Annotated in this window: 10 protein-coding genes and 1 tRNA gene; 3 read left to right on the forward strand and 8 right to left on the reverse strand. The window is 58.6% G+C overall.

Annotated features, from left to right (window positions below; translation table 11 throughout):
- Window positions 1–2 precede the first annotated feature (2 nt).
- The 8 genes from MPAL_RS16800 to glyA all read right to left on the reverse strand — a co-directional run bounded on the left by MPAL_RS16800 (window position 3) and on the right by glyA (window position 9,396).
- On the reverse strand, window positions 3–2,636 hold the full coding sequence (locus tag MPAL_RS16800; RefSeq protein ID WP_012617422.1) for a PKD domain-containing protein: 2,634 nt from the start codon (window positions 2,634–2,636) through the stop codon (window positions 3–5).
- Window positions 2,637–3,268: 632 nt separating this feature from the next.
- Window positions 3,269–3,340 (reverse strand) — tRNA-Thr (locus MPAL_RS03745).
- A 100-nt stretch (window positions 3,341–3,440) separates the two neighbouring features.
- The gene (locus MPAL_RS03750) at window positions 3,441–4,172 is read right to left on the reverse strand and encodes a sugar phosphate isomerase/epimerase family protein (protein ID WP_012617423.1); all 732 of its coding nucleotides are present in this window, start codon (window positions 4,170–4,172) and stop codon (window positions 3,441–3,443) included.
- A gap of 76 nt (window positions 4,173–4,248) precedes the next feature.
- Entirely contained in the window at window positions 4,249–5,613 is a 1,365-nt protein-coding gene (locus tag MPAL_RS03755; RefSeq protein ID WP_012617424.1) for a cobyrinate a,c-diamide synthase, read from the reverse strand.
- Window positions 5,614–5,715: 102 nt separating this feature from the next.
- Window positions 5,716–6,519 carry a coenzyme F420-0:L-glutamate ligase gene (gene cofE, locus MPAL_RS03760; protein WP_012617425.1) on the reverse strand — a complete coding sequence of 268 codons (804 nt, stop codon included), beginning with the start codon at window positions 6,517–6,519 and terminating at the stop codon, window positions 5,716–5,718.
- Complete coding sequence (gene folP, locus MPAL_RS03765) at window positions 6,516–7,328, reverse strand: dihydropteroate synthase (protein WP_012617426.1); 813 nt, start codon at window positions 7,326–7,328, stop codon at window positions 6,516–6,518. The genes cofE and folP overlap by 4 nt, the downstream gene beginning before the upstream one ends.
- Entirely contained in the window at window positions 7,310–8,152 is an 843-nt protein-coding gene (gene folD / locus MPAL_RS03770) for a bifunctional methylenetetrahydrofolate dehydrogenase/methenyltetrahydrofolate cyclohydrolase FolD (RefSeq protein ID WP_012617427.1), read from the reverse strand. The genes folP and folD overlap by 19 nt, the downstream gene beginning before the upstream one ends.
- On the reverse strand, window positions 8,149–9,396 hold the full coding sequence (gene glyA, locus MPAL_RS03775) for a serine hydroxymethyltransferase (protein WP_012617428.1): 1,248 nt from the start codon (window positions 9,394–9,396) through the stop codon (window positions 8,149–8,151). The genes folD and glyA overlap by 4 nt, the downstream gene beginning before the upstream one ends.
- A gap of 154 nt (window positions 9,397–9,550) precedes the next feature.
- Here glyA and MPAL_RS03780 point away from each other — a divergent pair, with 154 nt between their 5' ends.
- The 3 genes from MPAL_RS03780 to MPAL_RS03790 are packed head-to-tail and all read left to right on the forward strand — an operon-like array spanning window position 9,551 to window position 14,351.
- Window positions 9,551–10,189 carry a hypothetical protein gene (locus MPAL_RS03780; protein WP_012617429.1) on the forward strand — a complete coding sequence of 213 codons (639 nt, stop codon included), beginning with the start codon at window positions 9,551–9,553 and terminating at the stop codon, window positions 10,187–10,189.
- Window positions 10,190–10,201: 12 nt separating this feature from the next.
- Window positions 10,202–13,642 carry a chromosome segregation protein SMC gene (gene smc / locus MPAL_RS03785; RefSeq protein ID WP_012617430.1) on the forward strand — a complete coding sequence of 1,147 codons (3,441 nt, stop codon included), beginning with the start codon at window positions 10,202–10,204 and terminating at the stop codon, window positions 13,640–13,642.
- Window positions 13,635–14,351 carry a segregation/condensation protein A gene (locus tag MPAL_RS03790; RefSeq protein WP_012617431.1) on the forward strand — a complete coding sequence of 239 codons (717 nt, stop codon included), beginning with the start codon at window positions 13,635–13,637 and terminating at the stop codon, window positions 14,349–14,351. Before smc ends, MPAL_RS03790 begins: the two co-directional genes overlap by 8 nt.
- Window positions 14,352–15,012 lie beyond the last annotated feature (661 nt).

Raw genomic sequence — 15,012 nt, forward strand, 5'->3', positions numbered from 1 at the left:
CTCTATTGGACCGTGATGTAGTTCGCCAGCTCGACGGTATCTGTCGATCCATCGGTGTAGGTGATCTTCACGAGCGGCGTGTAGGTCCCCTTCGCAGGGTAGAAGAACGTCGGGTTGATGTCACGCGAGTTCCAGGTGCCATAGTGATTGACTCTATCAAAGGTCCACCAGGTCGAGCGGATCGTCTTCCCGGCCGCTGGAGTCACGGTGAATTTGATTGCTTCCCCGTATGATGTCGCCTGGGGGATACCGGAGAACGATGCGCCAGTAACCGGCTCGGTCGGCGTGACTGAGGGCGTGGGTGTGGGAACTGTTGTCGTCGCTGTCACGGTTGGCGTGGTTGCCGGCACGGTGATAGAGACTGTCTTCACCGAGGTACCGACAGCATTGGTCGCGGTCAGCGTGATTGTGTAGGTCCCGGGTGCCCAGTAGTAATACCGGAAGTTCCGGTAGGCGGTGCTCGTGCCGTCGCCGAGGTCGTACCTGATCGAGGTGGCATTCGTTGTATTATCGATGATCATGATCTCCATCGGGGACGGGGTGGTCAGCGTGAAGTCAGGCACCGGATAATCCCCGATGGTGGGGGGTACTGTCGGTGTCGGCGTCAGCGTGGGTGACGTGGGTGTGACCGTCGGCTTCTCTGGTGTCAGACCGATGAGGTCGATGGTTGTGATCATCCGGACTGACAGGTAGGATGGTATGGATGGCCCGACGAGGCGGAGCGGCCATCCCGTCTCGTCGAGCGGCACTCCGTTCAACCGGTCGACGACGATGCAGTTGTTGTTCCGTGCGATGAGGCTCGAGTTCAGGGACTGGTTAAAGCCATCACTGCCGGTGATCTTCACCTGGTAATTCTGGGCCGCGAGCGTGTCGTTGAAGGTTGCGGGGTCGCCGTCATCGACGAGTCCGACGAGGCGCCAGAGCGGGATGCCCGACCAGGTGCCCGAGATGTCGGTGTATTCGACCCGGTTTCCGGAGGCTTCGAAGTCGGCCTTGGAGAACGTAGCCGATTGTGCACCGTTGAGCGTGAGCGTGAAGTTGACGTCGTTCGCGACAAAGACCCGAATCCGGACAACGGCCGTCGCCGCGTCGAGGCTGGCGCCCTTGACCCCGTAGTAGAAGACGAGGTTGTCACCGTTTTTGACCTGCTGGACGCTGATCCCCTGGTTTGCCGAGAAATCGTTCATGACGACGCCGTTTTGGGTGTAGGCCCACGTCAGGTTCTGAGTCTTGTTATAGGTCGAGACTCCATCGAGCAGGACCGTGCCGAGATCGTTCCACTTCTTATCGGTTGCGATGTAGGTGAACCCGCCCTTCTCAGCTGTTGCCTCAAGGGCCCCCTGGACGGTCAGGTTTCCGACGTTATGGGTTGTCCCCGAGTTGTAGGCATAGAACGGGAAGGTTCCATTCATCAGGGTCACTGACCCGTCGAAGATCGTCGTCGGTTCCCGGATGGAGATGCGTATCCGGATCACGGCCTCTGCGTCCTTGAACGCGCCGCCATTGACGCCATAGTAGTATTCGACCAGATCGCCGTCGTTGAGCCGATAGGTGCTGATCCCCTCGCTGCTGGAAAAGTCGTTCTTCCAGACTCCGTTCACCCGGTATGCCCAGGCCTTCTTCGCGGCAGAGTTGTCGTAATTGAACCCGCCTGCGTTGTCGAGCATGAAGGTGCCCAGCGTCGACCACTTCTTGTCGGTTGCATCGTAGGTGAAGTTAGCAGCCTTTGAGGCGAGTTCCAGGGCCCCGTGGGGGGTCAGGTTCTGGACCTGATGGGTCGCTCCCGAGTTGTAGGCATAGCCCGGGAAGGTGCCGTCCGTCAGCGTCAGGTTGCCGTCGAAGAGGACGACCGGCCCGGAGGTCTGCGTGGCTGTTGGGGTCGGGGTGACGGTCGTCGTGTTTGTCCAGTTGAGCGTGGCTGTTGGGGTCGGGGTGACGGTCGTCGCGTTTGTCCAGTTGCTTGAAGACGTCGGGACGATCTCGACCTTCGCGATCCACTTGTTCGAGAGCTGCGCCGCATTCGGCAGGGCGTCAGTACCGCCATACCAGGCCCAGTACTTCTCGTCAAGGGTATTCTTCATGTCCTGGTTACCGTAGACATGAAGCCCCCACGGGTTCGTCGAGGTGTCGGCACCGAAGAAGAGTCGGATCCCGTCAGAGTAGTCGTATCCCTGGCGGGCCGTCCACCAGGCGAGGACCATCGGACCCTGCCGGGCCTGGGGGTTGTAGACGTTTTCGTAGGGGAAGGTCTTGGTGAAGCCGTCTGAGGCGATGATCTTGACCTCGTCGCCGGGATGCATCCCGCCGACGAGGTTGCAGAGATCAACGAGTTTGGTCCCCTTGATCATCTCATCCACCTTATCGATGTTGGTGTCCTCGGCGGGGTTCCACTTAGCAGGATCGCTATAGTTGGTGATGTTCAGCATCGGCCCCTGGAGGAGGTAGGGTGTGGCTCCATCCCCGAAGACGGGGAGGTTGCTCTCCATCCAGGAGACGTTCACGGTCTCCTGGTTTGCGACTGTCGTGCCGTCGCCTGCATAATGGATCACCTGCACATCGGTCGTCTGTGCTGCGGCCACCGGAGCGGCCAGGACCAGAACGAGAACGAGGAGGAGCAGAGCATAGGTTGATCTCATAGGAAGTCTCCAGTCCGGCGCAACCATTAGGGTACGGCTGCGGAGGAATACGGAAAAACCTCTGCTCGGTGATGGTAAATATGTTATCATTTTTTTTCGATCTTTGTTCATCTAAAAAAGTTAACAACACTCCGATTCCAGTCAGAGCGACAAAGAACGCGGCTGTGATATCGACGTTGATTTCGGGGTCTCCATCGTCCACGGGCAGATCGAACTCAAATATGCAGGATGATGAGTGATCTGAGGCATCCCCGTGCGGTGTGATGGGAGGAGACCCGTTCCTCCTCTCTTCTGGTGGTGATGGAGGTTCTGATCGCTCTCCGTATCTCTCTAATTCCTCGGCGGTGACGAAATAGGAACAGGGCTGCTGGCCGGCGTTCTGATCGTTTCCGGCAGGTCGCCGGGAACTGTTTGGCATCAGGTGTATGTGGGGGATTCTCGGGTTGAGTTCGTTGACGAGCAGGACAGGGCCGCAATCACAGGGATTTCAACGCTCGTTTTGGGTGATCCCGGTCATTATGGAAAAACGGTGCGCGTTTCGTGAATCTTTACAATTCAGCAAGAGAATGTCGCAGAACCTAGTATAAACAACCTGATTGAAAAACTCAAAAACAGGGATTATGCCCTTCCAAAGCCTCAGGCGAGAATCGAACTCGCGACCTCGTCCTTACCAAGGACGCGCTATACCGCTAAGCCACTGAGGCGTTGTTGTATCATAAAGTTGGAAGTACAGTGATTAAAAGATTCCGGCAGATCGGCCGAAAATTGGTCCAATTCTGGGGGTCGAGACCCCTTCCTCGCGGATCAGAGCCCTTTGAGCGCCTCGATGCTGGTAAGGACCCCTTCGTACGTTCCAACTTCTATGATCGGCCGGACATTGTTTCTCCGGACCGAGGCCATCACGGCTGAGAAGTCGATCGTCCCGTCACCGAAGGCCGCATGCTGATCCTCCTTCCCGTTGTTGTCATGGAGGTGGAAGTGACCGATCGTCCGGGAGAGGAATCCTTTCAGGCAGTGGTTCAGGTTGGCATGCCCCACATCGAGGGCCAGCCCGATCCCGTCGGGGAGCGGAAGTTCCGAGGGGATCCGGATGAAGAAGTAGTCCCAGTTGCCCATATTCTCGATGAAGAAGGTGACCCCGTGCTCCTCGGAGAGATGGATCAGATCGTTGACCGAGGTCTCGAACTGCCTGGCGGCTGCTTCATACTCCTGTGTCCAGGCGAAGTACCCGGGGTGGACCACCACCGGGGCGTTCACCTCGGCTGCGATGGCGAAGCAGTCCCCGAGCACCTCGACACTCGCCTGCCGGATCGGCTCAAGCAGACTCGCGATGTTCACCCCTCGGGATGGGGCATGGAGGGCATACTTCAGCGAGAAACTCTCCAGCGGCTCTGCACTGGCGATCAGGTGAGGGCCGTCGTCCATCACCTCGACATAGTTGGTGATCGTCGACAACTGTTCGAGTGCCTGCGTAAGCGGCAGGCTGTGGAGGCAGTAGGACGAGATGCCATACTGGCTGCTCTGTTCGGGTTGCATGGTGACGGGTTCCACTCCTGGCAGGCGGAGGCTGCGTTGAGAGAAGATGGGGAGGCCGACTATTTACCAGTATAGATTAGAGCCGGCGATAGGCCGCTCCGGCTTGGACCAGCCCTTCGGCAAAGGTTCTGGAGAAGTAGGCGTGGGTGTAGCATCCGGTCGTCTCCTGCTCGTAGAGCCCGTCCTTTCCCCGATCGATCCCTTTCCCCCGTGTGAGGGCGATCGCGAACCGTCCGTCCGGGTCGGGGACCAGCCGGGAGTAATGGAACTCGTGGCCGCTCACCGGGGAGCCGGGTGCGGCGTATCCGACCTCGCCCTTCCAGATCCCCTGCACATACCCGAGCCCCTGGAAATGTGAGGTCATCGTTGCTGTTGCCGGAAGGACGCCGGCCATTCGGTAACCGTGATTGCCGGCGGAGAGCGATTCGGTCAGGTAGGTGAGGCCGCCGCATTCGGCATAGATTGGCATCCCGGCCATGGCAGCCGAACGGATCTGATCTCTGCAGGGGGAGGTCTCCAGAGCCTCGGCGTGCAGTTCGGGGTACCCGCCGCCCAGGTACAGACCATCAACCTTCGGGAGAGGGTCGGTCATCGGACTGAAGAAGACCAGCCCTGCCCCTGCTGCCCTGAGTCGATCCAGGTTGTCCTGATAATAGAAGCAGAACGCCGGGTCCATCGCGACCCCGATCGTGGCCTTCTCCTGCTGGTCGGCAGGGGCCGGCTGCCGTGTCGCCTCCAGCGGGCTGGCACTTCCAGCCACCGACTCGATCTGTTCCAGTGCGCAGTGCTCCTGCATGACCGCCCCGAACGAAGCGGCCCGATCCGATTCGTGAGCCATCGAGAGGCCCAGGTGCCGGGACTCGATCATCAGGTCCTGCTGCTTTGGGATCCAGCCGAGGGCCGGGACGGTCAGCCCTTTCTCGATCAACTGCCGGTGACGGGGACTGCCGATCCGATTGAAGATCACGCCGGCGATGTTGATCGTCCGGTCATAGGTGCAGATCCCGTTGATCAGGGCGTGGACCGTCGACGACATCCCCTTGGCATCGACGACGAGCACCACCGGAGCCCCGAGCAGTCTGGCCACATGGGCCGTGGAGGCGCATCCGGTTCCGTCGACTCCGTCGTAGAGCCCCATCACCCCTTCGATCACAGCGATATCGGCGCCGGTCGAGGCCCTGGCGAAGGTCTCGATCACCTGCTCCTCGCCCATCATGAACGGGTCCAGGTTCCGTGAGGGCCGGCCGCAGGTCAGCGTGTGATGGGTCGGGTCGATGAAGTCGGGACCGACCTTGAACGGCTGTACCGTCCGTCCCATCCCGGTCAATGCGGCCATCAGCCCGCTCGCGACTGTCGTCTTGCCACACCCGCTCCAGGTGCCTGCGATCACCACCCGGGGAATCGTCACCTCATCAGAATCGTCTCTGCCCGTTCGCTGCATACTCTTCACTACTGTGGTCTGCAGATCCTGATAAAAACGTGTATGGCGTGCAGGGGCGGTTCTTCTCGGACCATCTCTCCTAAAAAATAGATGAACGAATGTTCACTCGTTCCGGTTGTCCGGTGACCTGGTGGGATCTGATGTGAGTCCCCTGACGGCGCCCATGAACAGGCATTCGTCGGCGGCGATCCCTTCGATCCCGACCTCGTCGGTGATGGGGATCCCGAGTCCACGGACCAGGACGCCCGGGGTGCACTCGTCCGCCTCGCCCATCAGCAGTTCGGCTGCCGATACGATGTTGTCGGCGACCGCCCGTTTGGTCACCTCAAGTTTCCGTCCGAAGAGGTCGTCTCTGCCGCGCTCGTCGACCACCGCCGTAATGCCTGCACAGCCGATGGCGACTCCTCCGCAGCCGAGCCGCATTGCATGGGTTCTGCTGTCTGCGATCAGCACCCCGATCCTCGCCCCTGAACGAGCCAGGATCGCTGCTTTGATCGCTGCTGCGCTCTGGTCGGGGTCTGCTGGCAGCGGAACCACGCATCCCAGTGGTGCGTTGGATCCATCCACGCCGGCGTTTGGAAGGAGTGTCCCCTGCTTCTCACAGAGGAGGAACCCTGGGATTCCGCCGACGATCCGGTCGCTCTCCCGGATCACCACCTCGGCGACGCGGGGGTCCATATGGTACTGTGCTGCGAGACGCACCGCCTCGCTCCTGGGGGTTACCGATGCGAGTTCCACTGCCCGTCCCTCGGAGGTCGCGAGCGCCGACTCGGCGATTACCAGCAGGTCTCCGTCCCGGAACCCGTCGGCCACCTCGTCGGCTGTCCTGGAGAGGATGGCAGCCATATCGTCACCGGCCAGAATCACCCGGGTCTTCAGGCCGAAGACGGTGAATGCGGCAGTCATGCCTTCTCTCCCATCTTCTGATGAACGGCGATCAGATCTCTGGTCTCCGGGACGTCATGAGCCCGCACTATCGCGGCCCCTGCTCGGAGTAACTGCATCGTGACGGCCAGCGTCCCTGCCAGCCGCCCCTCTGCCGGTTCATTGAGGAGATCCCCGATGAAGGTCTTGCGGGAGACGGCCGCGAGCACCGGGTAGTCGAGGGCCGTGAACGATGCGAAGTGCGTGCAGAGCGCCCAATCATCCTCGACCGTCCGTTCTGCAGTCCAGAGCCCGACGGCCGGATCGAGGATCACATCGTTGATTCCGGCCAGTTCACATCGGTCGATCACCGTCTCCAGCGCCTGCAGGGTGGCCGGCACCCCTTTCGGGTCGCCGGGGAGGTGATTCGCTGCCATCGCGATCACCGGCAGTCCTGCATCGGCAGCGAGGGATGCGAGAGCCGGGTCGGTGAGCCCCCCAATATCGTTCAGGGCATGGACATCATGCCGCAGGCATGCCTCCAGCACGGCCGGGTACATCGTGTCGACTGACACCGTGATCCCGCTTCCGTCCAGCTGGTTGAGTGCCGCCTCGACCCGCCCGATCTCCTCTTCGATCGAAAGGAACGGACAACCCGGAGCGGTGGACCGTGCACCGAGATCGATCAGGTCGGCTCCGTCACCGATCATCTGCTCGGCCCGGCGCCGTATCTGATCTTCAGGGGTAAAAGAACCGCTAAAAAAGGATTCCGGGCTGCAGTTGATGACACCCATCAGTCTGACCGGCTCCCCGGGTCCGATCGCCAGCCTGCCTAGTGTACAGTTCTGCATGACTGCATCTTCGCCGCTTTGAAGGTGTTCTCCATCAGGGTGGCGATCGTCATCGGACCGACCCCCCCAGGGACCGGCGTGATCGCTGCCACCTTTTCACTGACCGATGCAAAGTCGACATCCCCGCAGAGTTTTCCGTCCACGTGATTGATCCCGACATCGATCACCACTGCATCCCCACTGACCATATCTCCGGTGATGAACCGGGCTTTACCCATCGCGCTGACGATGATGTCAGCCTTTCTGAGTTCGGCGGCCAGGTCTTTTGTTCTGCTGTGGCAGACGGTGACCGTCGCATTCGCATTGATCAGCAGTGCGGCCATCGGTCTCCCGACATCGATCGATCGTCCGATCACGACCGCCCGTTTTCCAGCGGGATCGATCTTGTACTCCTTGAGGAGTGTCATGATCCCGAGCGGGGTGCAGGGGGCGAAGGTCGGTGATCCCCCGAGCAATTTCCCGAGGTTGAAGGGGTGGAACCCGTCGACATCCTTCTCCGGCAGGATCGCTTCGATTACCTGCTCGGTATCCACGCCTGCAGGGAGCGGGAGCTGGACGAGGATCCCGTTGATCTCAGGGTCCTTGTTCAGCCGGTCGATGGTCTCAAGCACCTTGGCAGTCGTCGAGTCCCCGGGAAGGGTGATGCTGATCGAGCCGATATGGACCCGTTCGCAGGCACGGTGCTTCATCTGCACATAGAGGAGCGATGCAGGGTTGTCCCCTGCGATCACGGTCGCGAGCCGGGGATAGAGCCCTGACTCGTCGATCTCCTCTTTGATGAGTTCAAGCCTCTTCTCGGAGACCCGCTTGCCATCGATGATCATAATGATGGTGGGTAGAGGGAGTAGCGGCTGGCGAGTGCGGTCACTTCGTTCTTGACTGCGCTGATCGTTGCTTCGTCCTGAATATCCTTGAGGACTCTGATGATGTACTCCCCGATCTGGTGCATCTCGTCCTCTTTCATACCCCGTGAGGTGACGGCTGGGGTTCCGATACGCAGCCCGCTCGTGACGAATGGGGACCGATTCTCGTTTGGAATCGTGTTCTTGTTCACGGTGATCCCTGCTTTCCCGAGGGCAACCTCTGCTTCCAGCCCGGTCAGCCCGCGGTTGGAAAGGTCGATCAGGATCAGGTGGTTGTCGGTCCCACCGGAGACGAGCCGAAGGCCGGCCTCGCCGAGTGTCTCTGCCAGTGCCTGTGCGTTCTTCACGACCTGGCGGGAGTACTGTTTGAACGAGGGCTGGAGTGCCTCCTTGAAGCAGACTGCTTTCCCTGCGATGGTGTGCATCAGGGGGCCGCCCTGCATACCCGGGAAGATCGCCTTGTCGATCATCGCACCGTACTCCTCATTGCACATGATCACACCACCGCGTGGACCGCGGAGTGTCTTGTGGGTCGTCGAGGTGGTGAAGTTCACGACGTTCACCGGGGATGGGTGAACCCCTGTGGCACAGAGCCCTGCGATATGGGCGATATCCGCCATGCAGTAGGCACCGACACTGTCAGCGATCTCCTGGAACGCCTTGAAATCGATCTCACGGGGGTACGCGCTCGCACCACAGACGATCACCTTTGGTTTCACCTTCTTGGCCATCTCTTCGACAGCACCGTAATCGATCAGTTCGGTCTTGAGGTCGACCCCATACTGGCTCACCTCGTACATCTTTCCGCTGAACGAGACCGGTGAGCCGTGGGATAGATGCCCGCCCTGGGTCAGGCTCATGCTCATCATCCGGTCCTTGCCGCACTCCATCACCGAGAAGTAGACGGCCATGTTCGCCTGGGTACCTGAATGAGGCTGGACGTTCGCATGCTCTGCATTGAAGAGCTGTTTGAGCCGGTCACGGGCCAAGTTTTCAATCCTGTCATGGAACTCGCAGCCGCCGTAGTAACGCTTGCCGGGATATCCTTCAGCGTACTTGTTGGTCAAGATCGAACCCATCGCTTCAAGTACGGCCTTACTGACGAGGTTCTCCGATGCGATCAGTTCAAGACCGTTCACCTGGCGCAGCCGTTCACACTCGATTAATTCCGCGATCTCTGGATCGGCGGTGGCAAGATACGACATATGAAAAAAACTTGGCGCTGTAAGGGTAATAGTGTTTCTTTGATGGCATTTACAGAGGGTCTGGATCAGTTCTTGTTAAAAAAGAGTATTGATATGGGGATGTATGCAAATTATTAATGGGTACAGCGCTCATGTTTACTTCTGAGGGGCAGGAATGGCGTTGAAGGATGCGAAGATAAAGTTCCTTGAGCAGGAACTTGAGGAGAAGGAACGGGCGATTGAGATGATGCGGGATTCAGAGAATGTGCAACCGCCGGTTCAGCCGGTGGTGCAGCCGCAGGATGACAGCAGGGTTACTGTGCTGGAGCAGAGGGTGCGCGACCTTGAGGCCGTGGTCAAGGGGTTGATCGAGGAGATCCTCGATATGAAAGCGATGACCCAGAAGATCTATAAGGCTTCTGAGGATCTTACCTCAAGACCGCAGCAGGTTTCGAGGTCACGAGGATCGGCCTCTACGGTCATGGTTCATCCAAGGAATGCAGATCGGCTGAGCGATCATGCATCCGAACATCTGGAGAAGCAGATCCTCACCCCAAAACCCTCACGTGCGGTGTCGGTTGAGGAGCCTGCCAAGGCGATGGACCTGATCATGCAGCCGGACGGCACGCTGAAGCACGAAGTCCGGACGAGCCGGGAGTATATCGTCGCCCCAGCCGGCTATGATACCAAAAACCCGATGCGGAAGGGGAAGACAGTCTCTGGTCAGGGGGCCCGGAAGAACCCTAACGCCCGGGTCGATGACGTGATCCTTGCGGAGGAGCGCGATATCCCCAGACCTGAGCGAAAGAGATAAGGAGCCTATCTTTTGTTCATTAAAGAGCTGGAGATCGACAACTTCAAGTCTTTCGGAAGGAAGACGACAATACCATTTTTTGAGGGTTTCACGGTTGTTTCCGGGCCAAACGGTTCTGGAAAGAGCAATATTATCGATGCGATCCTCTTCGTGCTGGCACTCTCCAGCTCCCGAAACCTCCGTGCAGAGAAGCTGACCGATCTGATCAATCTGAACTCCAACCGGAACACCGCCGAGGTTGCCCTGACCTTTTCAGATGGGACCACGATCCGGAGAAAGATCAAGCGGACTGCAGCCGGCTACTACAGTTATAACTACATGAACAACCGGCTCTGCAAACAGAGTGAGGTCAGTGCGTACCTCGCCGACCATGGGATCATACCCCACGGCTACAATGTCGTGATGCAGGGAGATATCACCAGGATCATGGAGATGAGCGACGGCGAACGGCGCAGGATCCTCGATGAGATCGCCGGCGTCGCCGAGTTCGATCAGAAGCGTGACCAGGCCCTCGCTGAGCTTGAGGTGGTCAGGGAACGGATCGAGCGGGAGGAATTGCTGTTGCAGGAGGCGAGTCTCCGGCTGGTGGAACTGGAGAAGGAGCGGCAACAGGCCCTGCTTTACCAGGAACTGCAACAGAAACTGGTTCATTTTCAGGGCTGCAGGGCAGCAGCCCAACTCAATGAGAAAGAGCGGGAGCTCGGCGGGCTGACCTCTCTCCTGGAGGAGTATAGGATCTCCCAGGACCGGACCGTTCAGGACAGAAGTCTCGAAGTGAACGAGCTTGCCTACCTCCGTGCCGATCAGAAGGAGGTCGAGGCCGAGATCAACCGGAAATCCGGGGCCGAATACCTGAAGTTGATCAGTCAACTCGAAGAGACCAAGGGGAACATCAGGAGTACCGAGCAGACGATTGCGCGGCTGAAGCGGGAGAAGGAGACAAATCTCGAGCTCGTCAACCGCGTCTTTATGGATATCAAGCGGGCCGAGGCGAAGGTCACCGCCGATACGGAGGGGATCCGGGCGTTGACGATCGATCGGACCACGCTGGCCATGGAGCAGGCGATGATTCGGGCCAGGATCGAGAAGGTCGAGGGGTCCCTGGGGCATCAGCAGGCAGAGACCGGCGAGGCGCGTGAACGGCTCTTTGGTCTGATCTCCTCCCTTGAGGAGAAGAAAGGGGAGCGATCCACGCTGCTTCATCAGAAGGATATGCTGATCGAAAAGAGCCGGATGCGTACCAAGGAGCAGGACCGGCTCTCGCAGCGGCTCACCGAGGTGCGAAACGAGCGTACTGGAAAGGGGGGTCAGCAGCAGGAGTGGACCGAGGCGAGCAGGGTCATCGGAGAGGAGAAACGAGCGATCGAGCGACGCCTCTCTGATTCTGAACGCGGACTTCTCTCTAGGAGATCCTCACTGGATGGGGTCAGAAAGGAACTGAAGGCCCGCGAGCAGGAACTGATGCGGTACGAAGCCCAGCAACAGGTGCAGGGGGATGCCGGCGGCCGGGCGCTCGAGGCTGTGCTCGGGATGGACGGCGTCTACGGGACGATCGCCAGGCTCGGGAAGGTGCCGCCCGAGTACATGACCGCCCTGAATGTTGCAGCCGGCGGCCGGCTGCATAATGTGGTGGTCGAGGACGACCGGGTGGCGGCCGGAGCGATCCGCTATCTCAAGGAGGAGAAGGCCGGACGGTTGACCTTCCTGCCGCTGACCAAGCTCAAACCGGTCCCCTTGCCGCCGGTCGACGGGGACGGGATCGTCGGGTACGCCCGGCATCTGATCGCCTATGATCCCCTGTACGACCCCGCCTTTGGGCAGGTCTTTGGGACCACGCTGGTTGTGGATACCCTCAACCGTGCCAGAACCCTGATGGGAAAGCACCGGATGGTGACCCTGGAGGGTGAACTGGTCGAGAAGAGTGGGGCGATGACCGGGGGGTTCCTGAAGAAGACGATCAAGGGCTTCTCTGCCTCGGTGGATGACGATATCCGGCGTTTGCAGGCGGTGATCGCCACGCTCGGTGAAGAGGCGTCCGATCTTGAGAACGGGATCAGCAGACTGACTGCCGAATCTGAGTTGCTCAGGAACCAGCGATCCGAGGCAGATCAGCGAATGGCCCGGTACCGGATCATGCTCGAGGAGTATGGCCACCGGACCGAGTCGCTGGCCGGGGAGCAGAAGACTCTTGAGGAGACGCTCGCCCAGATGGCCTCAGATATGGAGGCCGGCGTCGCCGAGATCACCGGGGTGGAGTCGAATCTGGACCGTATTGGGGATCAGATCGTCACAATCAACGATGAGATTACAGGTCTGAAGAAACGGCTGGAAGGGACTGAGATCCCGGAACTGACCGAGCAACTCGAGAAGCAGAGGAAGGAACTGGAGGAGACCGAGCGGCGCCTTCGGAACAAGGAGTCCGACCTGGCCGACCTGCAGCGGGAACGGGCCTACTTTATCAAGCGTGTCGAGGAACTGAACCGCGATCGCGAGCAGGCGATCAGCCGGAACCTGGAGATCGATGGGGAGGCCGAGGGGGCCGGGGAACAGATCGCCCGGTATCGTGAGGAGATCGCCCGGCTGGAGGAGGAACAGAAGTCCTTCTCCGGAGAACTCGAAGTTCTGCAGGAGAAGCGGAGTGGGATCGCCACACAGATTCAGGAATCCGAGCACCGGCTGATCGAGTTCGATACCGGAATTGAACGGGTCAAACTACAGATCACCGCAACCCAGGAACGGGTGGCAGTGGTTTCATCTGAGATCGCTGTGATCCGTGAGCAGGCCTCAGGGGTCGAGACGACGCTGACCCTCGATGAGATCGAAGAGGGGATCGCCACGACCGATCGGGCGATACGGAAACTTGGGGCGGTGAATATGCTGGCTGTTGAGGAGTATGCCCGTGTCGAAGAGCGTGTGGGTGAGCGGCGTGAGAAGAAGGAGATCCTCTCGGTGGAACGGTCCAGTCTGATGGAGCGGATCGAGGGGTTCGAGAAGATGAAGTTCGATGCCTTCATGGCTGCGTATACAGCGATCAATGAGAACTTCCGGGCGATCTTTGCACGTCTGACCAGCGGAACGGGCCGGCTGATCCTCGACAATGATGAGGACCCGTTCGCCGGCGGTCTCACCTTTGCGGTGCAGCCCCGGGACAAGGTGGTTCATCTGTTGAATGCTCTGAGTGGTGGTGAGAAGTCGCTCACCACGCTTGCATTCATCTTCTCGATCCAGCAGTACATCCCGGCGCCGTTCTATGCCCTGGACGAGGTGGATATGTCGCTCGATGGTTCGAACGTCGAACGGATTGCAGCGATGCTCAAGGAGATCTCCAACACATCGCAGTTCATCATCGTCTCCCTTCGAAAGCCGATGATCGAACAGGCCGACCGGATCCTCGGGGTGACGGTTCGTCCTGACAAGAGTACCCTTGTGACTGGGGTAAAGATGAATGTCTGAGGACCCGATCGAGATCCTCGTCCAGCTCGCCGAGCGGGGCGAGATCGACCCCTGGAAGATCGATATCGTCGAGGTGACCGACCGGTTCTTCTCAGAGTTGGAACGGCGGAAGGAGATGGACCTGCGGGTCTCAGGAAGGGCTCTCTTCTATGCGTCCCTTCTTCTCAGGATCAAATCCGAGTGCTTTGGTATTCCGGATGATGATGGTGAAGAGGAGTTCATCGAGGATATTGCAGATGAGGAGGAGGTGCCTGACTGGGATATGGATTGTTCGGCTGCGATCTGTGAGAGTCCGATCGATCTGCTCGAACGGGAGATCAAGCGCCGGCTTGAACGGAAGCACCTCCGGAAACGGCCGGAGACGCTCTTTGAACTGATCACGGCTCTCCGCTATCTGGAGAAGGACGAACGGCGGAGGCAGCGGTCCCGGACCATGGGTGAACGACAGATGATCACGGCAGAGGACGTGGTCGGGATCGCTCATGATGAGGGTTATCGGGATGCGGCTCTGGTCGTTCTGGAGTGGTGCACCGAGTCGTTTGCTGAAGGACGGGTGCTGACGGTCGGGGACCTGGCCGTCGAGATGGGCTGGAACGTGGCTGATGTCTTTATTCCTCTTCTTTTTTTGATGCTGGATGGGAAGGTGGCCCTAGTTCAGGTTGAACCCTTCGGCGCGATCAGTATTCATCCATATGGCGATGGGGATTGATTTCGATCAGTTCATCTTTTTTGGATCTGCGCGTTCACAGAATTTTCCGGGAGTATCTGGGTGCGGCCCTGGAACTATACTCTGACGTCGTGCAGGTTTGTTGAATTATCAAGATCGCGTTATCACTTGAATTTTGGAAAATATTCAAATTTTCTCGTATCTTTTTGCGCGCAATTAATGCAGTTCGATCTCCGGGCTTATTTTTTCCGAGTGTGGTGGGTCTCTTGAAATGATTGGTGCGATCTCTATACCTGCTGAAAAACGGCGCGATACTGGTGAATTTTTAAAAAAAATTACCGAATTGACGATCACTTTGTGACTGAATTTTGTGATTTAGGGTCAAGGATTATATATAGCCGGGTGCAATGCTGATATCCAACTATGGTGAAGAACCAAGCGACCTGGTCTGGGATCAGGTTGGTTCTGAGGGTGGATGTGGACAAGGTTTATTAAGGCCTGCGTTCAACATAAGTATCTCGCGTTGCGAAGTCGACACGAGTGATTGTGAAGGGCGTCTTCAGACTCCGATTCGACGAATCGGGATTTGAAGTAAAGTATATATGTCCGAGCGTTCAACATAAGTATCTCGCGTTGTAATGGAATGCGAGTGATTGTGAAGAGCGCATGTATCGTTTGCTTCAATGAATCGATTGATACTAAG

Origin of the sequence: Methanosphaerula palustris E1-9c (assembly GCF_000021965.1) — an archaeon.
GTDB lineage: Archaea > Halobacteriota > Methanomicrobia > Methanomicrobiales > Methanospirillaceae > Methanosphaerula > Methanosphaerula palustris.